Genomic DNA, 24,538 nt, shown 5'->3' on the forward strand with positions numbered 1-24,538 from the left:
TGGAACGAACATATGACGAACACGTTACTCATAACAAACAACTAGGTATGCGAAAAGAGCTAAAGATAAAACTGACAAAAAGAAAAACGAAGGTTTATGAACATTTCAGTCGAAATTGTTCTGTTTTCCGTTTACGTGTTATGCTATTATCAACATATTAACTGAATTGAAGGAGTTTAACGAATGAATCGAAGAGTAGCTAGACTTAGAGCTGCACAAGCGCTCTACCAAATAGATCTAACAGAAAGTGATGCAAATATCGCCATAGAAAGTGTAATGGATGAAGGGGAGACTCCAAGTTCGTTTATGCTTGATCTCGTTCATGGAACCCTCGAACATAAATCGACCATTGATCCACTTATTTCAGCAAGTCTTCAAGGTTGGACACTTGATCGTATGGGTCTTGTTGATCGTGCTATTGTAAGGATGACCCTCTATGAAATGAAGCATATCGAGGATATCCCTGTAAATGTTTCATTTAATGAAGGAATTGAATTAGCAAAAGCGTTCGGTGGGGAAGAGTCTGGAAAGTTTGTAAATGGTGTATTATCAAAAGCAATGGAAGACTTACACAAATAGATAAAATTAAAGGAGCGGATTGTAGCAATGACAGCCTTATTATTAAATGGAAAAGAATTAGCAGCAAAAAAAAGAGAGCAGTTAAAAAAAGATGTTGAAGAATTAGCAACCAAACAGATTGTCCCAGGATTAGCTGTTATCTTAGTTGGTGAAGATCCTGCTTCTCAAACATATGTAAGAGCAAAGCAAAAGGCATGTGAACAAGCTGGAATTCATTCTGTTCTTATCGAAAAATCCAACTCAATTACGGAAGAGGAGTTATTAGCAGAAATTGACCGTTTAAATGAGGACTCTTCCATTGATGGAATACTTGTTCAATTACCAATTCCAGATCACATTTCTGAACAAGCTGTTATTGAAAGAATCTCACCTGAGAAAGATGTGGATGGATTCCACCCTATTAGTGTTGGAAAGATGATGATAGGTGAAGATACGTTTCTTCCATGTACACCATATGGCGTTGTTGAAATGTTGAAAGAAGCTGAGATTGATCTTGTAGGTAAACATGTGGTTGTGGTTGGTCGAAGCAATATTGTAGGTAAGCCAGTTGGTCAGCTATTATTAAATGAGCATGCAACGGTTACATATACACATTCAAGAACGAAAAATTTACGTGAAATGACAAACCTGGCTGATATCCTCATTGTGGCGATTGGTAAACCAGAGTTTATTTCTTCTGAAGACGTAAAAGATGGGGCTGTCGTTGTCGATGTAGGGATTAATCGAGTGAACGGAAAGCTAGTTGGTGATGTCGACTTTGAGGGAGTAAAAGAAAAAGCTTCCTATATTACGCCAGTACCAGGTGGAGTCGGACCAATGACAATAACGATGTTACTAGAAAATACAGTTCAATCAGCAAGAAAGCGTTCATAGAGGTATTCATGGCGACTAAAAATGTATTAACGATTTCTGAAGTGACCCGTTATATAAAATCACTAATGGAAGAAGATGTGATGCTTCAAAGTGTTTGGATAAGAGGAGAGCTTTCAAACGTCAAGATGCATAGTCGTGGGCATTTGTATTTTACGGTTAAAGATGACCAATCAAGAATGCAAGCCGTTATGTTTGCAGGACATAATCGCTATCTGAAATTTAAACCTGAAAATGGGATGAAGGTTCTCATACGCGGTGAAGTCAATGTGTACGAGCCATATGGACAGTATCAATTCTATGCAAAAGAAATGCAACCAGATGGGTTAGGCAGTCTTTATCTCGCTTATGAGAAATTAAAGGCGCAATTAGAAGAAGAAGGACTTTTTGCACCTGAACGTAAAAAGGCGATTCCTTCATTTCCAGCTCGAATTGCTGTCATTACATCACCCACAGGTGCTGCCATTCGAGACATTATTATTACGTTAAAACGAAGATATCCAATGGCTCAAGTTACGCTTCTTCCTGTTTTAGTTCAAGGAGAACAGGCACCAAGCTCTATTACGCGAGCGATCAAGCAAGCAGACTTAGCAGGATGTTTTGATTGTTTAATTGTTGGACGTGGAGGTGGCTCGATTGAAGAGCTTTGGGCCTTTAATGATGAAGAAGTTGTACGAGCAATTTCAGATGCACATGTTCCGATTATCTCAGCTGTCGGGCATGAGACGGACTTCACAATTAGTGATTTTGTTGCAGATCTTCGCGCGCCTACCCCTACAGGAGCAGCTGAATTAGCAGTCCCTGATCAACAAGAAGTTCGCAGGTCTCTATCGATGTTGAAGGTTCGTTTAAAGAAACTAATGAAGGATCACGTTGCAGCTGAATCGGCAAAATTAGAGCGTCTTAAACGTTCTTATGCATTTCGTTATCCTGAACAATTGATCCAACAAAAAGAACAACAGTTAGATGGTTTTCTCGATCGATTGAAGCGAGGCATTTTGCAAACAGTAACAGAGCCGGCCAAACAATTAAAGCATATTGATAAAACATTGCAAATGTTGCATCCACAAGTACGAGTTCAAAAAGCTACTGAGGAAACGAAGCAGCTGCAAACAGCATTAATTAAGGCTATGAAAGAGCAAGTAAAAAGCAAAAGAATACCGTTTGAGAAATCAATAAGTGAGTTACATCTTCTAAGCCCATTGCGATTAATGGATCGAGGATATAGCTTAATTTATGATCAGAATACAGACTCTTTAATCAAATCGACTAAGCAGGTTCAGGTTGGAAGCAAGGTAGATATAAGGTTAAAAGATGGAAATGTTCATTGCGTGGTAGAAAAAACAGATAATGGGTAAGGAGGAGATTTGAATTGGCAGAAAAAACGGAACTCAGTTTTGAGGAAGCGATGAAAGAATTAGAAACTGTCGTTGAACGTTTGGAGCAAGGAGATGTTCCACTTGAAAAAGCCATTTCCATGTTTCAGGAAGGAATGGCGTTGTCAAAACAATGCCATGAGAAGCTAGAAAAAGTGGAAAAACAAATGGATCAAATCCTTCATGAAGATGGAGAATTGGAGCTGTTGAATTTTCAGGAGGATGAATAACCGTGAATGCAGAGCTTACGTCATTTCTAACTGAAACAAAGGAGCAAGTTGAAAAACGCTTGCCACAAGTATTCGAGAATTTATCTATTCCTGAAACATTAGTTGAAGCAATGATCTACTCTTTAAATGCTGGAGGGAAAAGAATTCGTCCAGCCTTATTATTAGGAACCATTCAAAGCTTTGGAAAGCCAATGGAATCTGGGTTAGATGTAGCTTGTGCCATTGAAATGATTCACACCTATTCACTCATTCATGATGATTTACCAGCCATGGACGATGATGATATGAGACGTGGCAAGCCAACGAATCATAAGGTGTATGGAGAAGCGCTAGCGATATTGGCTGGTGATGCCCTGCTGACGTATAGCTTTGAACTCATCACTCAATTAGATAGAGAGGACATCTCAACAGAACAGAAACTGTTATTAGTACAAGAAATTTCAAAAGCAGCTGGACCAGAAGGGATGGTTGGTGGACAAGTAGCTGATATTGAAGGAGAAAACAGGTCTCTTTCACTTGATGAGCTTGTGTACATTCACCAACATAAGACAGGCGATCTTTTAACAGCTGCGATTGTCTCAGGTGCTATTATAGCTGGGGCGTCTAAAGATGATATTGCTAATTTACGTATGTTTGCCAAAGAACTAGGTTTAATGTTTCAAATTAAAGATGATATTCTTGATGTCGAAGGCGATCAAGATTTAATCGGAAAACCAATTGGTAGCGACGATGGCAATAATAAAAGTACATATCCGAATCTCTTAGGCTTAGAAGGGGCAAAAAAGAAATTAAATGAGCATATGTCTAATGCTAAGGAATATTTATATAAAGTAAAGATGAATCATGGGTTACTCTTAACTTTAACGAATTATGTAGCAGAGCGTGATCATTAATTCTAAGCATTTCCATTGAGCTAACATAAAGCTCATGCTATAATAGCGTGACAAATGAGTGGTGCAGTATTCTAGTCAGTTCTCCATTCTTGAAGGCGGGGCTAAAAATCCGCCAAAGGGCACATCGATGAAGCTCCTTGTTTTGGCTTGAGGCGCCCAGCCTTGGGTCTTAACTGGGAGAAAAGGTAGTAGGGCGATCCGCAAAGGCATGTGGGCGTTGACCCTCCTACTGTGGAGGCCTTTTATCCAGTCCATACAGGAGTATGATCACTAGGATAAAGGGTATGAACCTGCAACGGCAAGCTAGGGAGCTTGTCTGCAGCGTAGCCTGCCTTGAGTGGAGCTAGAGGGGATTATGGAAATGAGGTCAAATTCGTGTCGGCCAACACGATCTGACTTTTACCCATATGAAATCTACTCTGCAAAAGAGGATAAAAGAATGGCAAGGAATTGCTGAGGAAATCTCCTAGACTGTTCATTTTGACATTTAAAGAGGATTGCAGTGTAGACTAAGTGGTAATCCAGTCTGACGATTGGTGACAACGTCAAATTCAGTATAAAGGGAAACCGCCACTGCGGCGACGCTGTGGAGCTGAATTGGGAAATCCTACTGGACCTAAGCTACAGAGTTTACTCTTTAAATGACCACTCTTCATTTACATAGAACTTTTTTAAAAGGTGATCGATAAATAACTATGAAACCTCTTCAGAAATCAATACATTGGAGCTTAGGAATCGCCGTTATCACGCTTGTGCTAGCGGCTATTTTTTCAGTTATTTCTACTTTTATTTTAAGTGGAGTAACGTGGGCAATCGGAATGGTAATTGTCCTTATCATTGTGTTTTTAGGTGTTTTCTTTGATACAATAGGTGTAGCCGCAACAGCTGCTGATGAAAAGCCCTTTCATGCTATGGCGTCAGAGCGCTTACATGGTGCCAAACATGCTGTTCTAATTACGAGAAATGCTGATAAATTCGCAAATTTCTGTAACGATGTAATTGGTGATATTTCTGGTATTATTAGTGGGACAGCTTCTGCTTACGTTGTATTGCAACTGTCCATTCAATTAGGATATGGAGACACGTCTGTTCAACAATTTGCGATTTCGATTCTTTTTACAAGTATCGTGGCTGCTCTAACAGTAGGCGGTAAAGCAGTGGGGAAAACACTGGCGATTCATTATGCAACTCCAATTATCTATCAAGTCGGTAGATTATTATATTTTTTAGAGGTGAAACTGAAAATAAGAGTATTTTCAGCCAATGGAAAAAGTAAGAAAAAAGAAAAACTGACTCGAAAGTGAGGGTTCCTTTATGAAACTAGAGGAATTTAAAGACCCAAGCGACCTTAAAAATTATTCAAAACAACAACTCGAAGAATTAGCAGAAGATATAAGAGATTTTCTTATAGAGAAATTATCAGTAACTGGTGGCCACTTAGGTCCAAACTTGGGTGTTGTTGAATTAACGTTAGCTCTTCATCATTTATTTGATAGCCCAAAAGATAAGTTTATTTGGGACGTAGGACATCAAGCTTATGTTCATAAAATCCTAACAGGGCGTGCGGGTCAATTTGATCAATTACGTCAATATAAAGGATTATGTGGGTTTCCTAAACGAAATGAAAGTGAGCACGATGTTTGGGAAACAGGGCATAGCTCTACCTCTTTATCTGCTGCAATGGGCATGGCAACTGCGAGAGATTTAAAAGGAACGGATGAAAATGTTGTTGCGATTATTGGTGATGGGGCTAACGGGTGGAATGGCACTAGAGGCTTTAAATCACATTGGACATGAACAAACGGATTTAATTGTGATTTTAAATGACAATGAAATGTCGATTGCTCCGAATGTAGGTGCCCTTCATAACGTGTTGGGTCGCTTACGAACTGCTGGGAAATATCACAAAGCAAAAGAGGAGCTAGAGCAGCTTATTAAAAAGATTCCTGCATTTGGCGGGAAGTTGGCTTCCACAGCAGAACGTGTGAAAGATAGCTTGAAATACTTGTTGGTATCTGGAATCTTTTTTGAAGAGCTTGGCTTTACTTATTTAGGACCTGTAGATGGACATGACCTTGATGATTTAGCGGAAAACTTAAAATACGCAAAGAAAACCAAAGGCCCTGTTTTAATCCATGTTTTAACGAAAAAAGGTAAAGGCTATGAACCAGCTGAGAACGATGCGAAAGGAACATGGCACGGGCTAGGACCATACAAAATTGAATCAGGTGAAGTGGTGAAAAAGCCTGGTCCACCAAGTTATAGTGGTGTTTTTGCTGAAACATTGAAGAAAATTGCTCGTGAAGACAAGCGTATTGTGGCCTTAACCGCAGCTATGCCAGGAGGAACAAAACTCGATGTATTTGCAAAAGAGTTTCCTGAGAGAATGTTTGATGTAGGTATTGCAGAACAGCATGCAACTACGATGGCAGGAGGCTTGGCAACTCAAGGTATGAAGCCTGTTTTTGCCGTGTATTCAACATTCCTGCAACGAGGCTATGACCAAATTGTTCATGATATTTGTAGACAAAACTTGAATGTACTTTTTGCCATTGACCGTGCAGGATTAGTTGGTGCAGATGGTGAGACACATCAAGGGGTGTTCGACATCGCTTATTTGCGTCACTTGCCAAACATGAAAATATTAATGCCAAAAGACGAAAATGAACTTCAACATATGCTATATACAGCTGCGAAGTATGATGATGGTCCGATTGCTGTTCGTTATCCACGTGGAAATGGATATGGAATCAAAATGGATGAGGAATTAAAGCAACTACCAATTGGCAAATGGGAAACCCTACATGAGGGTACAGATGCCTGTATTTTAACTTTTGGTACAATGATTCCAGTAGCAGAAGAGGCATTAAGCGCCTTAACCAAGCAAGGTCTGTCTGTGAAAGTAGTCAATGCAAACTCAGCTAAACCATTAGATGACGAATTGTTACACGATTTAGCACAGCAGAAAATCCCTGTTTTAACCCTAGAGGAAGCAGCCCTCCAAGCTGGTTTTGGTAGTGCTGTTTTAGAGTTTTTCCATGACAATGGTTATCACAATGTTGAAGTGAAGAGAATGGGAATACCAGATGAATTTATTGAGCATGGTAGTGTATCCCAACTGTTAGAGGAAATTGGTCTTACTTCGGCAAACGTTGCTGATCAAATGTTAACAATGCTACCGAAAAAAAAGCAAAGGGCGTAACAACTTTGACTAAGAAAGAGCGAATAGATGTTTTGCTAGTCGAGCGAGGATTAATAGAGACGAGAGAAAAGGCGAAGCGATCCATAATGGCAGGGTTAGTGTTCTCTGGCACAGAGAGAATGGATAAACCTGGCGTGAAAGTGGATCGTGACACTCCTCTTGAATTAAAAGGGAGTCCTCTTCCTTACGTGAGTCGTGGAGGGCTTAAATTAGAAAAAGCAATTGATGTATTTCCTATTTCTTTACAAGGAAAGGTCGTTCTGGACATTGGTGCTTCTACTGGAGGGTTTACTGATTGTGCCCTCCAAAATGGAGCGAAATCGGTTTATGCTCTGGATGTCGGTTACAATCAATTAGCTTGGAAGCTCCGACAAGATGAGAGGGTAACCGTTATGGAGCGAACGAACTTTCGTTACGTTACTCCAGAAGACTTGCACGAGGGTTTGCCTCAATTTGCAACCATTGATGTATCGTTTATCTCGTTAAAACTCATTCTGCCTGTTTTAAAAAAGATTCTTGTAGCCAAAGGAGACGTTATTGCCTTAGTTAAGCCACAATTTGAAGCAGGGCGTGATCAAGTTGGGAAAAAGGGAATCGTTCGGGATAAAAATGTTCATGAAGAAGTATTGCAGAACATAACGAAGTTCTCGTTGGCTGAAGGATATGCTGTTTGTGGAATAAGCTATTCTCCGATCAAAGGTGGAGAAGGAAACATTGAGTTCTTACTGCACTTACAATTAGCAGCAGAAGATGGCAGTGAAATGGACAAGGCGATTGTCATTCAAGAAATTGTTAATGAAGCACATGAAGCATTAAAAGCTAAACAAGAAGAGTAAAAAAGAAAAGTCTCAGTTGAGACTTTTCTTTTTTTAGATTGGGTTTTTATTCAAATAAATGCATGAATAAATTGAGATTTATTGAAAAGGAACCAATAATCTTGTCTTTCTCAGTTGTATTGTAGCTCATTTACGTAGATAATGTAGATAGATGAGATCGTGAAGAAATAGGTGAATATGATATGAATAAAGGTCAAAGACATATTAAAATTAGAGATATTATTGCAAATAACGAAATTGAAACTCAAGATGATTTAGTGGAACAACTACGAGAAGCTGGTTACAATGTCACGCAAGCTACCGTTTCTAGAGATATTAAGGAACTCCATTTAGTGAAAGTACCGATGTTAGATGGTCGTTATAAATATAGTTTACCGGCAGATCAAAGATTCAATCCTCTTCAAAAGTTGAAACGTGCGTTAATGGATAGTTTTGTTAGTATTGATCGCTCGGATAATTTAATCGTAATGAAAACGCTCCCCGGTAACGCTAATTCCATTGGGGCATTAATTGATAATTTAGATTGGACAGAAGTAATAGGAACCATTTGTGGGGATGATACGATCTTAATTATTTGCAAAACAAAGGAAGAAGGTCCGGGTGTTACACAACGATTTTTAGATATGTTATAAGGGTGTGACGTAAGTATGTTAATTGAATTAACAATCCGTCAATTTGCAATTATTGATGAGTTAACCGTTCAATTTGAAAAAGGGTTAACCGTCTTGACTGGGGAGACCGGGGCAGGAAAGTCAATTATCATTGACGCGATAGGACTTTTGCTAGGTGGTAGAGGTTCTGCGGAATATGTAAGACATGGAGAAAAAAGAGCTGAAATTGAAGGGTTATTTATCGTATCAGACCATCATCCTTTAATAAAAAAAGCAGAGGAATTTGGTATAGATGCTCAAGATTCTATGTTTATCTTGCAACGAAATATTACAGCGCAAGGCAAAAGTATTTGTAGAATAAATGGAAAGTTAGTGACGCTTGCCATTTTACGTGAAATAGGACAAGCGCTTGTCGATATTCATGGCCAGCATGAGCACCAATCATTAATGCAAGCAGAAAAGCACATTTCGATGTTAGATGGATATGCTGCACAAGATTTAGCAAAAACACAAAAAGAATACGAAACATTATTTCAACAAGCCAAACAGTTACAAAAACAATTACTACGTTTAAGTGAGAATGATCAAGAATTAGCACAGAAAGCCGATTTGTTTCAATATCAGTTGGACGAAATTGATCAGGCAAAGTTATCTCCAGAAGAAGACGTTCAATTAATGAATGAGCGAAATAAATTGGCTCATGGAGAGAAGTTATTTTCTCTCTTACAAGATAGCTATTTAAGTTTGTACGGAGAAGGAAGAGGGTTAGATTTTATTAATAATGCTGTCTCTCACTTAGAGGAAGCCGCTTCGATTGACAATGAGTTAAAGGAGCTGTTTGAATCGGTTAGCAACAGTTATTATTTATTAGAAGAAGCTGCATTTGCGCTTCGAGACCGTGTAGAACAAATTGAATTTGATCCAGCTCGTCTTGAAATGATCGAAACCAGGCTTCATGAAATTCAACGTTTGAAAAGAAAATACGGTGAGACGGTTGATGAGATTTTAATTTATGCTTCAAAAGTAGAAGAAGAATTAGACACGATCCTTCATAAAGATGACCGGTTGTCTACGTTACAGGTAGAATTGGACGGGATTTGGGATGATCTGTTTGTGGAAGCAAAAGCATTAACAACCATTCGAAAAAAAGCAGCTCGACAATTAACCGAAGCGATTCATAGTGAATTACGTTCATTATATATGGAAAAAACAAAATTTGATGTACGTATTACGGAAAAGCATCCAGCCAAACATTCTCCAATCGTGAATGGGCAGGTAATTCCATTTAGTCCAGATGGAATTGATGCAGTTGAATTTTATTTAACGACTAATCCAGGTGAACCAATGAAGCCACTCTCGAAAGTCGCATCAGGAGGAGAGATTTCTCGAATCATGCTTGCGATTAAATCGATTTTTTCCGATCAGCAAGGAATTACATCTGTTATTTTTGATGAGGTTGATACAGGAGTCAGTGGCCGTGTTGCACAGGCAATTGCCGAAAAAATTCATATGATTTCGATAGGATCTCAAGTTCTTTGTATTACCCATCTTCCTCAAGTTGCAGCAATGGCTGATTCACATTTGTATATTCAGAAGTATGAAGAAGAAGACAGAGTAAAAACATCGGTCAAAATCCTTTCCGTAGAAGAAAAGGTTGATGAAATAGCACGAATGATCTCGGGTGTAGAGGTAACGGAATTAACACGAGAACATGCAAAAGAACTGTTACAGCTAGCTAAATTGCATAAGCAACCAGCTTAATGGAAGGATTCGGTAGAACATAAAACCATGCTCAAAACTCCTCAAGTTTATTCTACATTCTTTCACACATTTTAAGCCTGCTATTAAAATTCCACTTATAGCAGGCTTTTAAAAATGAATAAAAACGGTATTTAGCTTCCTAAAGAAAGGTAAGTTTTTTTCTTTTTGTTCCAGTTATAATTGTTGTGCTCTAAGGCAACATTAATAGTACAGCCAGTAACGGAGGTGTGGGCAAGGAGCTAGGAGAGTGAAGTGAGTGAGAGGCGATGCAGTAAGAAAAACATTAGGTATACTTGTTTTGTTATTTGTCGTAAGTTTAGGTTTTTCTGATGGTGTACGTGAATGGGTCCATATTCCTACAGCAATGACTGTATATGAAGGGGATATGTCGCCTGTTTTGGAAGAAACCAAAGCACTTAAAGCTGCAACAACGCCATCAGCACTTACTTTTCAAATGAACGGAGCAAGTGAAGAAGAAGCAACTGAGAATGTCTCATTAGAAGTTGCGGGCTTTCCAGTCAAAAGTATTGATGTTAATGTGCTTCCGAAAACAGAAGTTATTCCAGGTGGACAATCTATTGGCGTTAAATTAAACACTGAAGGGGTTTTAGTCGTAGGTCATCACTTAGTTGAAAGCAAAAACGGAAATACATCACCAGGTGAAGATGCTGGCATTCAAGTTGGTGACATGATTACCAAAATAGATGATCATGAAATCCAACGAATGAGTCAGGTTGGGGAGTATGTCCAGGCTGCCGGAGATGACGAACGTTCCCTAAAACTTGAAGTGAAACGTGACCAACAAATCTTAGAAAAAGAATTAACTCCTGTTAAGGCAAAAGGAGAACATTCCTACCGCATGGGTCTATATATTCGAGATTCTGCAGCGGGCGTTGGAACGTTAACTTTTTATGATCCAGAATCAAAAAAATACGGGGCATTGGGTCATGTCATTTCAGATGTTGATACTCAAAAGCCAATTGTCGTTCACGACGGTCAAATTATCAGATCTTCTGTTACTTCTATTGAAAAAGGGAGCAATGGCGATCCAGGTGAAAAGTTGGCAAGTTTATCTCAACAAAGAGATGTTTTAGGTAGTATAGAAAAGAATAGTTCCTTTGGCATATTTGGAACATTAAAAGAGGCAAACTTAAAAAATAATATACACGATAAAAAAATGCCAATTGCTCATTCAACGCATGTAAAAGAAGGGCCGGCTAAAATCTTAACGGTTGTAGAAGGGGAAGAAGTCGAAGAATATGATATTGAAATTGTCAGTTCCGTTCCCCAAAAACAACCAGCTACAAAAGGAATGGTTATTAAAGTAACAGATCCGAAGTTACTTGAAGCAACAGGTGGGATTGTACAAGGCATGAGTGGAAGTCCCATTATTCAAGATGGAAAAATCATTGGTGCAGTAACACATGTCTTTGTTAATGACCCGACTAGTGGCTATGGTTGTCACATTAGCTGGATGTTAGAAGAGGCAGGAGTAACTGATCATTTTTCAAATACACAAGAAGTCAAAGCGAGTTAATTCGCTTTGACTTCTTTTCATTTCTAGAATTTATGGTATCATTAAACGTGTAAAGAAAATTCGACAAAAGGAATACTCTAAACTTGTCAAGGTTCGAATAAGGTCGAATAAGGTAGTATGGTGGAGAATGAGTTAGAAAACGTGAAAAAAGCTTATAAATTTTAAAAAAATAAAAGGGATTTAAAAATGACTGTCGAAAAGGTTATAATATGACAGTTAAATGGAACAGAGGAGGCTTTATCATGCAAAAAATAAAAGTATGTATTGCAGATGATAATCGTGAGTTAGTTAATCTACTCAATGAATACATATCAGCTCAGAGTGACTTAGAGGTAGTTGGTTCAGCTTACAACGGACAAGAATGTTTAACGTTAATAGAAGAGAAAGAACCGGATGTCCTTATTCTTGATATTATTATGCCACACTTAGATGGGTTGGCCGTTCTTGAAAGAATCAATAAATTAAATTTAAAGAAAAAACCAAATATCATTATGCTAACTGCGTTCGGGCAAGAAGATGTTACAAAGAAAGCAGTTGACTTAGGTGCGGCTTATTATGTACTTAAACCGTTTGATATGGAAGTTTTAATCTCTAATATTCGTGAGATTAGTGGTCAGACAAGATCGTTTATCCAGCAGTCACCTTCTACGAACTCATTTATTTCAAATATAAACAGCAAGCCTGCAGAGCAACAAGGATTTAATTTAGATGCAAGCATTACAAGCATCATTCATGAAATTGGAGTTCCTGCTCATATAAAAGGATATATGTATTTACGTGAAGCGATTACAATGGTATACAATGATATTGAGTTGTTAGGCTCGATAACAAAAGTTCTTTATCCTGACATCGCGAAAAAGTTTAATACAACATCAAGTCGAGTTGAACGTGCTATTCGCCATGCGATTGAAGTTGCATGGAGCCGTGGCAATATCGATTCGATTTCAAGTTTGTTCGGATACACAGTAAGTCATTCAAAAGCAAAGCCAACGAACAGTGAATTTATCGCAATGGTAGCTGATAAATTAAGAATTGAACATAAAGTTTCTTGAAAGAATCGCAATGAGGATTAGTCCAAAAACACTTCAACATATGTTGAGGTGTTTTTTATTATTTTAAAAAAGCTTAAAGATTATTTTTAAAGGGTTTTCACTATCTGTGTAGTATTTAACATAGAGAGAGGAGTGAAAGCTGTTGTTTAGTAATCAAAAAGCCATTGTGATAGGGACGGTGGCGGTTGTCTTTTTTATAAAATGGTCCATTATCCTCATTTTGTTCTTTTTATGGAAAAAAAGTAAAGAAAAACAGAAGTTCTAGCGTTTCCTAAATTGTAGGAAATGCTTTTTTGTTTTTCTTACATGAAAATAGTGAGAATAGTATATGTTACGTTTTATAAATAAAAATGAAAAAATAGCTCATATTATGAACAAACGGTAAAAAGAGGGTATTCATATGATGAATCTGATAAAAGGACCTATCTATGAACATAAACAAACAAAGAAGTTGCTTCATTTCTTACCGAAAAAAAGCATTGTCTATTTGTGGCATGAAGATTTAGATGGAGTAGCTGTTGATGGTTTAATTGATGCACAAGTAAAAGCAGTTATCAATGCAAAACCTTCCATGACGGGACGCTATCGTCAAGACCACGTTCGAACACTATTGCAAGCAGGGATACCTGTATTCGATGTTATCAGATCGGAAAAGCAAAAGGATCAATATCACGGGGAAGAAGCCATCATTTTTGAAGATCAACTCTATGTTAGTCAAGAATCAGATCCTATTTTTATTGCATCGTTATTCTCTTATACAGAGGAAGTTATTGAAAAAAAAGAAAGACAAGCACATTCCAATTATTCAAATCAGTTTGATGAATTTGTTCAAAATACCATTTCCTATGCGGAAAAAGAATGCCAATGGTTTACGAAATTTCCGAAAGTGCCAAACTCATTCTCAAATGTTGCAAGTGAAAAGGACGTCTTTATTGTAGCTAGAAATACGAAGTATGAATTGGACATTAAAGTTGTACGACGCGCAATGCTAAAAAAAGAGAGTGTGATCGTAGCGGTAGACGGGGCGGCTGATGGTTTGTTAAAACAAAAAATTACTCCAGATTTCATTATAGGTGATATGGACTCGATAAGTGAAAAGGCTATTGCTTGTGGAGCTCAATTGATTTGCCACGAACATCCAAATGGTACTTCACCAGGGAAAGAAAGGTTAAATCATATGGGGTTGTTTGTGGAAACCATTCGCTTTGTTGGGACAAGTGAAGATGTAGCGATAACTGCTTCTTTTTGGTCTGGAGCAAATCGTCTCTATTTAATAGGTTGTCGGATAGGGATGACTGAATTCCTTGAGAAAGGAAGAGCAGGTATGGGATCAACATGGCTCTGTCGGTTACAAGCAGGAGACAAAATAACCGATTTAAAAGGGATTCATACTCTGGAACATTCTTCGTTTTTTCCGTTACAGTGGTCGCGAAGACATCGTCCAAAACCATCTTTACTGGAAACCATTCAACAACTTGTAAGCGAAAGAATGGGTCTCTGGAAGAAGAAGGAGGTCTTAAGGCATGATTGAGACATCGTTCATCATTGCCGCCTATAATGAGGAAAAAACAATAGAGAAAACACTACAGGCACTAAGGAACCACCCGCACTTTTTAAGAGCCGAAATAATTGTAGTAGATGATGGGAGCCAGGATCAGACAAGTGATGTAGCAAGAAAATGGGCAGACGTCGTCGTATCTTTTCAAGATAATAAGGGAAAAGGTACGGCGATGCAACGAGGGTGGAAAGAAGCAAAAGGAGATTACATCGTTTGCTTAGATGCCGATTTAGAAGAGACTGCAGAAGAGATTTTTTCTCTGCTTCCACCTTTATTAGAAGCAAAAGCGGATATGACAATATCTATTATTAACCCAGGAAAAAAGTCAGGTATGGGTTTTGTGAAAAGAAGGGTACAGTCCATTGTAGAGCGTGAAACAGGAGTAAAGTTAGAAGCTCCTTTATCAGGGCAAAGAGCGTTTCATAAAAAATGGCTTTCTGTGTTGCTTAGAAAGTCGTACTACGGGTTTGGGATCGAGACTCAGATGACGATTGATGTCTTAAAAGCTGGAGCAACGTGTGTAGAAATTGAAACAAATATGAAGCATCGAGAAATGGGTAGAGATGTGAAGGGATTTGTCCATCGACTGAAACAGTGGCTGATATAGAAAGGCAACTTCGAGGTGTTCAACCATGATCGTGTTTTTCATTGCTATCCCACTTATTGCTTATTTAAGTATGGTTATTTTTTATTCCAAGAAGCTGGGTGTAGAAAACTTTGAAGGTAAATTTGTTCCCTACAGTTTAGGTGTACCCATTTTGTTTAGTTATGGACTTTTTTATGTGCTTTATCACGGTGCTTCAAGCTTTTCATTAGGATCAGTGTTATTTATCCTTCTTATTTGGCTCTTGGGATTTATTGACGACATATATGGAACTCCGTATCCAAAAGGATTAAAAGGACATGTCATGTATGCGTTAGAAGAAAAAGTAATTACAACGGGTTTGCTAAAAGCCGTTGGTACGGTTGTGACAGCATTATTGTATGTACCGACCGTTCAAACTCTTACATTAATTTCATTTATGGTTAGTTTGTTTTTATTAATTGGCATTCCACATGTAATGAATCTCTTTGATACACGCCCTTTACGTGTGTGGAAGGTAACGGTTTGTTTCATTATGGCTGCCCTATTTGTAATCCCTTTGCCAACAATCCACTCAATTATTATGTTGGTTGCCCTTTTTGGTACATGGTATTTCCTTGAAGCGTATCGAAAAGCGATGCTTGGAGATAACGGTGCAACCCTTGTTGGAGCGATAATGGCCGTTGTGAGTATTCACTACTTTACCCCTACAACGCAGTTTATTCTTTTAGGGATCGTATTTTTATTTATGTTACTCGCTGAAAAATACTCCTTTTCCAACATTATTGAAAATTCTTCTATGTTACGGGTTATCGATCAATGGGGAGTTGCTAAAAGGCAATAAAGAGGGGTTGTCCTTTATGAAGTCGGTTTTAGACTTTATAGGACAACCCTGAATCATTTTGCAATAGTAGGATTATGATTTTCTTTTTTGAAACCTCGGAGCAATTTTGCCATTTTTTCGATCTCTGTAAAAAATAAACCCACCGATAAAACTTAATCCAGCAATGAATAATACTAAACCTATAAAAAATTGCAATGTTAAATTAGGAAAAGGGGTATTCATAATTTGGAAAATGGTATCTCTCATAAGCTTTATGCCATAACCAGCAATAACTCCCGGTATGACTAATATCATTAAGGCTATAAAACGTCCCATCTTAATTCCTCTTTCATTATAAAATCAACCTACCTCTATCTTAACGAAATTTCTAGTTTGTGTACATCATAGTAGTTGCATTTTTGTGTCATTTGCGTAATAGTAAGGAGAGGATAAATTATTAGTAGAAGTTAAGACCAAGTAATAAAAAGGGGGGAGTATGATGAAACGAGCGGTAATTATTGGTGCCGGAAAAGGTGGGACAGCTCTGTTTCGGATGCTCATGAACATGGAGCACATTCAAGTTGTAGCTGTGTACGATCTTAACATGTCAGCCCCTGGCATTGTAGAGGCGAAAAGAAACAATGTCAAAACAGGAACGATATGGCAAGAAGTTTGCGCTGATGATGATGTTGATTTTATTTTTGAGTCAACCGGTCGGCCGGATGTCTTGACGGAAGTGCGCAAAATGGTTTCTCCTCAAACAATGATTATTCCTTCGCAGTTAGCGAGACTTTTTTATTCTTTAATGAAAGAAAAAGATCAACTGATTATACGCTTGGATGAGCAAAAGTCAATCCAAGAAACCATTTTAAACTCAACTCATGATGGTATGATCGCGATAAATACAGATGAACGAATTCTTATTTTTAATGAAGCAGCTGAACGAATTTCAGGGATGAAAGCTGAACATGCAATTGGATGTAAAATTCAAGAAGTCATGCACTCGAGTCATTTGCCAAGAGTATTAAAAACACAACAAGCTGAACATAACAGAGAGCAACAACTCCAAAATGGGGCAAATGTGATTACGACTCGAGTGCCAATGATTGAAGAAGGGCGATGCATTGGGGCACTAGCTGTATTTAAAGATATAACAGATATTGTTGAAATGGCAAATCAAGTAACCAACTTAAAAGGCATCCAAACAATGTTAGAAGCTATTATTCATTCGTCAGATGATGCTATTTCGGTTGTAGATGAAAAAGGGATTGGACTGATGATTAACCCGGCTTATACAAGGCTGACAGGGTTACAACGTGAGAATGTAATTGGAAAGCCTGCCACTGCTGATATTTCCGAAGGTGAAAGCATGCATTTACAAGTGCTTGAAACAGGTAAAGCCGTTCGAGGTGTCTCACTAAAAGTAGGGCCAAATAAAAAAGATGTGATTGTCAATGTCGCACCTATTATCGTTGATGGAAAGAAACGTGGAAGTGTCGGTGTTATACATGATGTCTCAGAGCTGAATTCGTTACATGGACAACTTGAGAGGGCCAAAAAACGAATTCAAACACTTGAAGCGAAATACTCTTTTAATGAGATTATCGGGACTTCAGATGAAATGAAAATAGCGATTGAACAAGCCAAACTAGCAGCTTTAACTCCTGCAACCATTTTATTACGTGGAGAGTCCGGGACAGGAAAAGAACTATTTGCTCACGCCATACATAATGAAAGTACCCGAAAACATCATTCCTTTATTCGAGTGAATTGTGCGGCTCTCTCGGAGCAACTATTAGAGAGTGAGTTATTTGGTTATGAAGAAGGGGCATTCTCAGGAGCGAAACGTGGAGGAAAACGAGGCTTGTTTGAAGAAGCGAACAATGGCAGTATTTTTCTTGATGAACTAGGGGAACTTTCAAGTTCGATGCAAGCGAAATTGCTCAGGGTTCTACAAGAACAAGAAATTGTACGAGTAGGTGGAACAAAGCCCATCTCTATTAATGTACGAGTCATTGCAGCCACAAACGTCAATCTAGAGCAAGCAATTGCTGAGGAACGCTTTCGTGAAGATTTATATTATCGTATTAATAAATTTCCAATTTCGATACCTCCGTTACGTGATCGGACAACAGATCTTGAGTTATTAGTGAGACATCTATTGCAAAAATTAAATAAAGATTATGGTAGATACGTACAAGAAATCTCACAACAAGCGATTGATTATTTAGCGCAGTACCATTGGCCTGGGAATGTTAGAGAATTAGAAAATGTACTAGCTCAAACGATGATTTATATGGAACCCTCTAGTCAGAAAATAGAGAGAGAGCACTTACCTCTTCTATCTGCATTGGAACCATCAAATAGTCCATTGGTGAGGAATGTACATGATGAAGGGACACTTTCACAAATGCTGAATGATTATGAGAGGTCCGTAATCATCAAAGCGCTTGAGCGTACGAAAGGAAATAAAACAAAAGCTGCAAAATCATTAGGCATTTCAATTCGTTCCCTTTATTATAAAATGGAAAAATTCGAGCTTGCATAATGTTGCATGCAAGTATTTGCGTAACTATGAAAAAACTTGCACGAACCTATTTTGGATTGTGAGCGTTTTGTGAAGACTAGTAAGGATTTAAGCGCCAATCTTGTTTGTGGCACACATTTTGCATATAAAGAGGCAAAGGTGTCATCAAAAAAAGATGACGTTTCAAGGAGGCTATCATGGAATTATTCTCTTATATGGAAAATTACGACTATGAACAAGTAGTGGTTTGTCAAGACAAGGTGTCGGGGTTAAAGGCGATTATTGCTATCCATGACACAACACTCGGACCTGCACTCGGCGGAACGAGAATGTGGATGTATGATACCGAAGCAGATGCATTTGAAGATGCATTACGTTTAGCAAAAGGAATGACATATAAAAACGCCGCAGCTGGATTAAATTTAGGCGGAGGGAAAACCGTTATTATCGGTGACCCACGAAAAGATAAAAATGAAGAAATGTTTCGTGCATTTGGAAGATATATACAAGGTCTTAATGGCCGTTATATTACGGCTGAAGATGTAGGTACGACGGTTCAGGATATGGACATCATTTATGAAGAAACAGAATATGTAACAGGTATTTCTCCGGCTTTTGGTTCTTCTGGTAATCCATCCCCCGTAACAGCTTACGGAGTGTACGTAGGGATGAAAGCAGCGGCAAAAGAGGCGTTCGGTTCTGATGATTTAGGAGGAAAAACCATTGCTGTTCAAGGTGTGGGGAACGTTGCATACAATTTGTGCAAACACCTTCACGAAGAAGGGGCTTCATTAATTGTTACGGATATCAATAAAGATTCGGTTGCACGAGCTGTTACTGATTTTGGTGCAAAAGCAGTAGATATTAATGAGATTTATGGTGTGGATTGTGATATCTTTGCTCCTTGTGCACTTGGAGCTATTATTAATGATGAAACGATCCCACAGTTTAAAGCAAAAGTGATTGCAGGGGCAGCTAACAATCAATTAAAAGAAGAACGTCATGGTAGCTTAATTCATGATATGGGGATTGTATATGCACCTGATTATGTAATCAATGCTGGTGGAGTCATTAACGTTGCGGATGAACTAAATGGTTATAATAGTGAGCGTGCATTAAAAAAAGTAGAAGGAATCTACCAAAACATTGAGAAAGTATTTGATATATCCAAAAGGGATCAAATCCCTACATTCAAGGCGGCAGATCGTATGGCTGAAGAACGCATTGAACGAATGAGACGATCAAGACGTCAATTTTTGCAAAATGGCCAACATATTTTGTCTCGTCGGGAGAGGTAATCACACTGAAAAATCCAGTGCCCTCAATAACATACGCTAGGAGGACTAGAAATGGCTGAAGAATATGACCTTGTCATTTTAGGAGCAGGGACCGGTGGGTATGTAGCCGCCATTCGTGCAGCGCAACATGGCTTAAAAGTAGCTGTTGTCGAAAAAGAAAAACTAGGGGGAACATGTCTTCATAAAGGGTGCATCCCAAGTAAAGCGTTGTTACGCAGTGCTGAAGTATATGCTACAGCTAAAAAAGCGGATGAGTACGGTGTTGAGACAGGGGAAATTAACCTTAATTTTTCTAAAGTACAAGCGAGGAAAAAGTCTGTTGTTGACCAACTGCATCGAGGAGTTGAACATCTCCTGAAAAGAGGAAAGATCGATGTGTTTGAAGGGAAAGGAAGGATTCTTGGGCCATCTATTTTCTCCCCTACTCCTGGAACAATTTCAATCGAACGTACTGATGGAGAGGAAAATACGATGCTCATCCCCAAACATGTCATTATTGCAACAGGGTCATCCCCTAGAGAGCTACCGGGTTTAGCTGCTGATGGTAAATACGTTCTAACTTCAGACCATGCTCTAGAACTTGAGCACTTACCTACTTCAATCATTATTGTAGGTGGAGGAGTTATTGGAATTGAATGGGCCTCTATGCTAAACGATTTTGGAGTTAGTGTTACTGTCCTTGAAGCTAGTGAACAGATTTTGCCTACAGAAGATGCAGACATTGCTAGAGAAGCTGCACGAGTTTTAAAGAAAAAAGGCATAAAAATTATAACAAACGCAAATGTATTACCTGAAACGCTAGAAACAGGTGACGGGATTGCGATCCAAGCTGAGAGAAATGGAACAAAGCAAGCTTATAAGGCAGATCAATTGCTGTTATCAGTTGGACGAAAAGCAAATATAGCTGACATTGGAATTGAAAATACAGATATTGAAGTGAAAAACGGAACCATCGTCGTTAATCAATATAACCAAACGAAAGAATCTCACATGTATGCAATTGGAGACGTCATTGGCGGACTTCAGCTTGCACATGTTGCTTCACATGAAGGGATTCTTGCTGTGGATCATATTGCTGGAAAAAAACCTGAACCTCTTAATTATGATACGGTTGCCAAGTGTGTTTATAGCAATCCTGAAGTTGCAAGTGTAGGATTGACAGAAAAACAAGCTACTGAACAAGGCTTTCGTGTTCAAGTTGGGAAATTTCCATTTAAGGCAATTGGAAAAGCACTCGTCTACGGAGAAACGGATGGCTTTGTAAAGATCATTGCTAATTCTGATAATCAAGATGTGCTTGGTGTTCATATGATTGGACCTCATGTGACGGATCTCATTTCAGAAGCAGCGTTAGCAAAAGTATTAGATGCAGCTCATGTTGAAATTGCGGAAATGATTCATCCACACCCAACGTTATCAGAGGTTATCGGCGAAGCGGCCTTAGCAGTTGAAGGTATAGCAATTCATTCATAATGTTCTTGAGGGAGGAAGAAAAATGACTGACAATCGACATCAGGCATTAGGTTTATCCGATGAGACAGTTTTGGAAATGTACAAAACGATGCTTTTAGCTCGTAAAATAGATGAACGCATGTGGCTTTTAAATCGTGCGGGGAAAATTCCTTTTGTTATCTCATGCCAAGGGCAAGAAGCAGCTCAAGTTGGTGCTGCATTTGCCCTTGATCGAAACAAAGATTATATTTTACCTTACTACCGTGATATGGGAGTCGTTCTGACGTTTGGAATGACTGCACGTGATCTAATGCTTTCAGGGTTTGCAAAAGCAGAAGACCCTAATTCAGGTGGACGTCAGATGCCAGGACATTTCGGTCAAAAGAGCAACAGAATTGTAACGGGATCATCACCTGTTACAACACAAGTTCCTCATGCGGTTGGTATTGCGCTCGGAGGTCGAATGGAAGGCAAAGATTTTGTCACGTTCACAACGTTTGGTGAAGGATCTTCCAATCAAGGTGATTTTCATGAAGGGGCTAATTTTGCAGGTGTTCATAAATTACCGGTTATTTTTATGTGTGAAAACAATAAATATGCGATCTCTGTACCGATTGAAAAACAGCTAGCATGTGAAAATGTTTCTGACCGTGCAATAGGTTATGGGATGCCAGGTGTAACCGTTGATGGTAACGATCCTCTTGCTGTGTATGACGCGGTGAAACAAGCGGCTGACCGAGCTAGAAAAGGCGAGGGGCCTTCACTCATAGAAACCGTTTCATATCGTTTAACTCCGCACTCCAGTGATGATGACGATCGTGCCTATCGTTCACGAGAAGAAGTTGAAGCGGCAAAGAAATTGGATGCCATTTTTACGTTTGCTGATTACTTAAAAGATGTTGGAATTCTTACAGAACAAGTAGCAGAAACAATCGAAAAAGAACTAGCACAGATTGTCAACGAAGCGACTGAGTATGCAGAGCAGGCACCTTATGCAGATCCTGAAAGTGCCATGCTGTATACGTATCAGGAAGATTAGGAAGGGGGAAGTACAATGGCTGTCATTTCATATATAGAAGCAGTGACACAGGCGCTTAAAGAAGAAATGGAACGAGATGACAAAGTGTTTGTGCTTGGGGAAGATGTTGGTGCAAGAGGCGGCGTATTCCGAGCTACCAATGGATTATACGAACAATTTGGTGAACAGAGAGTAATTGACACACCATTAGCTGAATCAGCTATTGCGGGTGTTGGAATTGGTGCGGCGATGTACGGGATGAAACCAGTAGCAGAGATGCAGTTTGCTGATTTTATCATGCCGGCTGTTAATCAAATTATTTCAGAAGCTGCCAAGATCCGGTATCGTTCGAACAATGATTGGAGTTGTCCAATAACAATTAGAGCTCCATATGGTGGAGGAGTACATGGAGCACTTTATCATTCTCAATCTGTTGAAGCGATCTTTGCAAGTACACCTGGGTTGAAAATTGTGATGCCTTCAACTCCTTATGATGTAAAAGGGCTATTGAAAGCAGCTATTCGAGACCCAGATCCTGTTCTATTCTTTGAGCATAAACGTGCCTATCGCTTAATTAAAGGTGAAGTACCTGAAGAGGACTACACTCTTCCAATTGGAAAAGCCGATGTGAAGCGTGAAGGGGAAGATATTACTGTCATCACATATGGGTTATCCGTTCATTTTGCTCTTCAGGCAGCCGAGCGTCTTGAGAGTGACGGGATTTCTGCACACATTCTTGATCTGCGAACCGTTTACCCGTTAGATAAAGAAGCAATTATCACAGCAGCTAGCAAAACAGGCAAAGTCCTGCTTGTTACAGAAGATAACAAAGAAGGAAGCATCATGGGGGAGGTCGCAGCAATCATTGCAGAGCACTGTTTGTTTGATTTAGATGCACCAATCAAACGATTAGCAGGACCAGACACGCCAGCGATGCCTTATGCTCCAACGATGGAAAAATACTTCATGATTAATCCAGATAAAGTTGAAAAAGCAATGCGTGAGCTAGCTGAATTTTAATTGTTAGGAGGGAAGCGAGTGGCAACGGAAATGACGATGCCCCAGTTAGGGGAGAGTGTAACAGAAGGTACAATTAGCAAATGGCTTGTACAACCAGGGCAATTTGTAAACAAGTACGATCCGATTGCAGAAGTCATGACAGATAAAGTGAATGCAGAAGTTCCGTCCTCCTATACAGGAACAATTAAAGAATTACGTGTAGCTGAGGATGAGACTGTTGCTGTTGGTGTGGTTATTTGTACGATTGAAGTGGAAGGCATGACTACGACTAGTGAAGAAAAAGCGAAAGAATCAAGACCTGCTATACCTCATGATGAGCCACAAAACGATCAATCACAAAAACGTCGTTATTCCCCTGCTGTGTTACGAATGTCTCAAGAGCATCAGATCAATCTTGAGAACGTAACAGGAACGGGTAAAGGTGGGCGAATAACACGGAAGGATCTTCAACGGATCATTGATGGTGGAGGAAATGAAAAGCAATCAGTTGAGAAAGCAACTTCTCCAAAACAATATGTTGAACCGAATACGTCAACTCCTTCGGTTGCGCAGTCACTGCCGAATAAGGTAAGCCAAGGTGATAGAGAAATTCCGGTCTCGGGTGTGCGAAAAGCGATAGCAGCAAATATGGTAAAGAGCAAACATGAAGCACCGCATGCGTGGATGACCGTTGAAGTGGATGTAACGAATCTAGTTCAACTTCGTAATGAAATAAAACAAAGCTTTAAAGAAAAAGAAGGCTTTAACTTAACGTTCTTGCCATTTTTTATGAAAGCGACAGTGGAAGCTTTAAAAGAATTCCCCCAACTAAATTCGATGTGGGCTGGGGATAAGATTATCCAAAAGAAAGATATTAACCTTTCGCTTGCAGTGGCTACAGATGATGCACTTTTTGTGCCTGTCATTAAGCAAGCAGATGAAAAGACAATAAAAGGGCTCGGTCGTGAGGTTCAAGAACTTGCAAGTAAAGTCCGCGCTGGTAAGTTAAATAGTGAAGACATGCAAGGTGGTACGTTTACGATTAATAACACCGGATCGTTTGGATCGATCCTCTCAACACCGATTATAAACCATCCACAAGCAGCGATTCTTTCCATTGAATCAATCGTTAAAAGACCTGTTGTGATAGAAAGTGAAACAGGGGATATGATTGCCATACGTAGCATGGTAAACCTTTGTCTCTCTTTAGATCACCGAGTGTTAGATGGACTTGTTTGTGGACGTTTCTTAGCAAGGGTAAAAGAGAAGCTCGAAAACATGACGGCCAAGACGACATCCATTTATTAAAAAGACAAAGCTGTTAAGAATTGAA

The 24,538-nt window shown here is 39.0% G+C and carries 21 protein-coding genes and 1 pseudogene; 21 read left to right on the top strand and 1 reads right to left on the bottom strand.

Annotated features, from left to right (window positions below; translation table 11 throughout):
- Positions 1-183 precede the first annotated feature (183 nt).
- The 15 genes and pseudogenes from nusB (at position 184) to JCM9140_RS02475 (ending at position 15,932) form a co-directional block, all read left to right on the top strand.
- Complete coding sequence (gene nusB, locus JCM9140_RS02405) at positions 184-579, top strand: transcription antitermination factor NusB (RefSeq protein ID WP_034741873.1); 396 nt, start codon at positions 184-186, stop codon at positions 577-579.
- A 27-nt stretch (positions 580-606) separates the two neighbouring features.
- Complete coding sequence (gene folD, locus JCM9140_RS02410; RefSeq protein WP_034741876.1) at positions 607-1,452, top strand: bifunctional methylenetetrahydrofolate dehydrogenase/methenyltetrahydrofolate cyclohydrolase FolD; 846 nt, start codon at positions 607-609, stop codon at positions 1,450-1,452.
- A gap of 8 nt (positions 1,453-1,460) precedes the next feature.
- The gene (gene xseA / locus JCM9140_RS02415; protein WP_034741879.1) at positions 1,461-2,807 is read left to right on the top strand and encodes an exodeoxyribonuclease VII large subunit; all 1,347 of its coding nucleotides are present in this window, start codon (positions 1,461-1,463) and stop codon (positions 2,805-2,807) included.
- Between the two features lie 14 nt (positions 2,808-2,821).
- The gene (locus JCM9140_RS02420) at positions 2,822-3,055 is read left to right on the top strand and encodes an exodeoxyribonuclease VII small subunit (protein ID WP_034741882.1); all 234 of its coding nucleotides are present in this window, start codon (positions 2,822-2,824) and stop codon (positions 3,053-3,055) included.
- Positions 3,056-3,057: 2 nt separating this feature from the next.
- A complete protein-coding gene (locus JCM9140_RS02425) occupies positions 3,058-3,948 on the top strand; it encodes a polyprenyl synthetase family protein (RefSeq protein ID WP_034741885.1) in 891 nt (296 codons plus the stop codon).
- A 695-nt stretch (positions 3,949-4,643) separates the two neighbouring features.
- Complete coding sequence (locus tag JCM9140_RS02430; protein ID WP_034741887.1) at positions 4,644-5,252, top strand: hypothetical protein; 609 nt, start codon at positions 4,644-4,646, stop codon at positions 5,250-5,252.
- Positions 5,253-5,262: 10 nt separating this feature from the next.
- Positions 5,263-7,150: pseudogene (gene dxs / locus JCM9140_RS02435) on the top strand (1-deoxy-D-xylulose-5-phosphate synthase).
- Positions 7,151-7,155: 5 nt separating this feature from the next.
- On the top strand, positions 7,156-7,986 hold the full coding sequence (locus JCM9140_RS02440) for a TlyA family RNA methyltransferase (RefSeq protein ID WP_034741891.1): 831 nt from the start codon (positions 7,156-7,158) through the stop codon (positions 7,984-7,986).
- Positions 7,987-8,168: 182 nt separating this feature from the next.
- Entirely contained in the window at positions 8,169-8,618 is a 450-nt protein-coding gene (gene ahrC, locus JCM9140_RS02445; RefSeq protein WP_034741893.1) for a transcriptional regulator AhrC/ArgR, read from the top strand.
- Positions 8,619-8,633: 15 nt separating this feature from the next.
- A complete protein-coding gene (gene recN / locus JCM9140_RS02450; RefSeq protein ID WP_034741895.1) occupies positions 8,634-10,358 on the top strand; it encodes a DNA repair protein RecN in 1,725 nt (574 codons plus the stop codon).
- Between the two features lie 256 nt (positions 10,359-10,614).
- Complete coding sequence (gene spoIVB / locus JCM9140_RS02455; protein ID WP_034741898.1) at positions 10,615-11,895, top strand: SpoIVB peptidase; 1,281 nt, start codon at positions 10,615-10,617, stop codon at positions 11,893-11,895.
- 242 nt (positions 11,896-12,137) lie between these two features.
- Complete coding sequence (spo0A, locus tag JCM9140_RS02460; protein WP_034741901.1) at positions 12,138-12,947, top strand: sporulation transcription factor Spo0A; 810 nt, start codon at positions 12,138-12,140, stop codon at positions 12,945-12,947.
- A gap of 400 nt (positions 12,948-13,347) precedes the next feature.
- On the top strand, positions 13,348-14,478 hold the full coding sequence (gene steA / locus JCM9140_RS02465) for a putative cytokinetic ring protein SteA (protein WP_052002011.1): 1,131 nt from the start codon (positions 13,348-13,350) through the stop codon (positions 14,476-14,478).
- On the top strand, positions 14,471-15,112 hold the full coding sequence (locus JCM9140_RS02470; protein ID WP_034741904.1) for a glycosyltransferase family 2 protein: 642 nt from the start codon (positions 14,471-14,473) through the stop codon (positions 15,110-15,112). The genes steA and JCM9140_RS02470 overlap by 8 nt, the downstream gene beginning before the upstream one ends.
- Before the next feature lie 25 nt (positions 15,113-15,137).
- Positions 15,138-15,932, top strand: coding sequence for an MraY family glycosyltransferase (locus tag JCM9140_RS02475; RefSeq protein ID WP_034741907.1), 795 nt, complete (start codon positions 15,138-15,140; stop codon positions 15,930-15,932).
- 72 nt (positions 15,933-16,004) lie between these two features.
- On the opposite strand, the gene JCM9140_RS02480 is transcribed toward JCM9140_RS02475, so the two are convergent.
- A complete protein-coding gene (locus JCM9140_RS02480; RefSeq protein WP_034741908.1) occupies positions 16,005-16,247 on the bottom strand; it encodes a DUF2627 domain-containing protein in 243 nt (80 codons plus the stop codon).
- A gap of 163 nt (positions 16,248-16,410) precedes the next feature.
- Between JCM9140_RS02480 and JCM9140_RS02485 the strand changes: the two genes are divergently transcribed.
- From JCM9140_RS02485 to JCM9140_RS02510, 6 genes are all read left to right on the top strand, one after another.
- Positions 16,411-18,459 (top strand): sigma-54 interaction domain-containing protein, encoded by a 2,049-nt coding sequence (locus JCM9140_RS02485; protein WP_034741910.1) that lies wholly within the window; start codon positions 16,411-16,413, stop codon positions 18,457-18,459.
- Between the two features lie 176 nt (positions 18,460-18,635).
- Positions 18,636-19,736: a branched-chain amino acid dehydrogenase gene (bcd, locus tag JCM9140_RS02490; protein WP_034741913.1), complete on the top strand. Its 1,101-nt coding sequence runs from the start codon at positions 18,636-18,638 to the stop codon at positions 19,734-19,736.
- Between the two features lie 51 nt (positions 19,737-19,787).
- The gene (gene lpdA / locus JCM9140_RS02495) at positions 19,788-21,209 is read left to right on the top strand and encodes a dihydrolipoyl dehydrogenase (protein WP_034741916.1); all 1,422 of its coding nucleotides are present in this window, start codon (positions 19,788-19,790) and stop codon (positions 21,207-21,209) included.
- A 22-nt stretch (positions 21,210-21,231) separates the two neighbouring features.
- Entirely contained in the window at positions 21,232-22,227 is a 996-nt protein-coding gene (locus JCM9140_RS02500; protein WP_034741918.1) for a thiamine pyrophosphate-dependent dehydrogenase E1 component subunit alpha, read from the top strand.
- A gap of 15 nt (positions 22,228-22,242) precedes the next feature.
- Positions 22,243-23,226 carry an alpha-ketoacid dehydrogenase subunit beta gene (locus tag JCM9140_RS02505; RefSeq protein WP_034741921.1) on the top strand — a complete coding sequence of 328 codons (984 nt, stop codon included), beginning with the start codon at positions 22,243-22,245 and terminating at the stop codon, positions 23,224-23,226.
- A gap of 18 nt (positions 23,227-23,244) precedes the next feature.
- Positions 23,245-24,513 (top strand): dihydrolipoamide acetyltransferase family protein, encoded by a 1,269-nt coding sequence (locus JCM9140_RS02510; protein ID WP_276563928.1) that lies wholly within the window; start codon positions 23,245-23,247, stop codon positions 24,511-24,513.
- Positions 24,514-24,538 lie beyond the last annotated feature (25 nt).

The organism is Halalkalibacter wakoensis JCM 9140 (assembly GCF_000513095.1).
In the GTDB taxonomy this organism is placed as follows: Bacteria; Bacillota; Bacilli; order Bacillales; family Bacillaceae_D; genus Halalkalibacter; species Halalkalibacter wakoensis.

What these genes read in the sequence shown, in the direction of transcription:
- nusB (WP_034741873.1), top strand. Translation starts at nt 184, where the DNA reads ATGAATCGAAGAGTAGCTAGACTTAGAGCTGCACAAGCGCTCTACCAA.
- folD (WP_034741876.1), top strand. Translation starts at nt 607, where the DNA reads ATGACAGCCTTATTATTAAATGGAAAAGAATTAGCAGCAAAAAAAAGA.
- xseA (WP_034741879.1), top strand. Translation starts at nt 1,461, where the DNA reads ATGGCGACTAAAAATGTATTAACGATTTCTGAAGTGACCCGTTATATA.
- JCM9140_RS02430 (WP_034741887.1), top strand. Translation starts at nt 4,644, where the DNA reads ATGAAACCTCTTCAGAAATCAATACATTGGAGCTTAGGAATCGCCGTT.
- ahrC (WP_034741893.1), top strand. Translation starts at nt 8,169, where the DNA reads ATGAATAAAGGTCAAAGACATATTAAAATTAGAGATATTATTGCAAAT.
- recN (WP_034741895.1), top strand. Translation starts at nt 8,634, where the DNA reads ATGTTAATTGAATTAACAATCCGTCAATTTGCAATTATTGATGAGTTA.
- spo0A (WP_034741901.1), top strand. Translation starts at nt 12,138, where the DNA reads ATGCAAAAAATAAAAGTATGTATTGCAGATGATAATCGTGAGTTAGTT.
- steA (WP_052002011.1), top strand. Translation starts at nt 13,348, where the DNA reads ATGATGAATCTGATAAAAGGACCTATCTATGAACATAAACAAACAAAG.
- JCM9140_RS02470 (WP_034741904.1), top strand. Translation starts at nt 14,471, where the DNA reads ATGATTGAGACATCGTTCATCATTGCCGCCTATAATGAGGAAAAAACA.
- JCM9140_RS02475 (WP_034741907.1), top strand. Translation starts at nt 15,138, where the DNA reads ATGATCGTGTTTTTCATTGCTATCCCACTTATTGCTTATTTAAGTATG.
- JCM9140_RS02480 (WP_034741908.1), bottom strand. Translation starts at nt 16,247, where the DNA reads ATGGGACGTTTTATAGCCTTAATGATATTAGTCATACCGGGAGTTATT.
- JCM9140_RS02485 (WP_034741910.1), top strand. Translation starts at nt 16,411, where the DNA reads ATGAAACGAGCGGTAATTATTGGTGCCGGAAAAGGTGGGACAGCTCTG.
- bcd (WP_034741913.1), top strand. Translation starts at nt 18,636, where the DNA reads ATGGAATTATTCTCTTATATGGAAAATTACGACTATGAACAAGTAGTG.
- lpdA (WP_034741916.1), top strand. Translation starts at nt 19,788, where the DNA reads ATGGCTGAAGAATATGACCTTGTCATTTTAGGAGCAGGGACCGGTGGG.
- JCM9140_RS02500 (WP_034741918.1), top strand. Translation starts at nt 21,232, where the DNA reads ATGACTGACAATCGACATCAGGCATTAGGTTTATCCGATGAGACAGTT.
- JCM9140_RS02505 (WP_034741921.1), top strand. Translation starts at nt 22,243, where the DNA reads ATGGCTGTCATTTCATATATAGAAGCAGTGACACAGGCGCTTAAAGAA.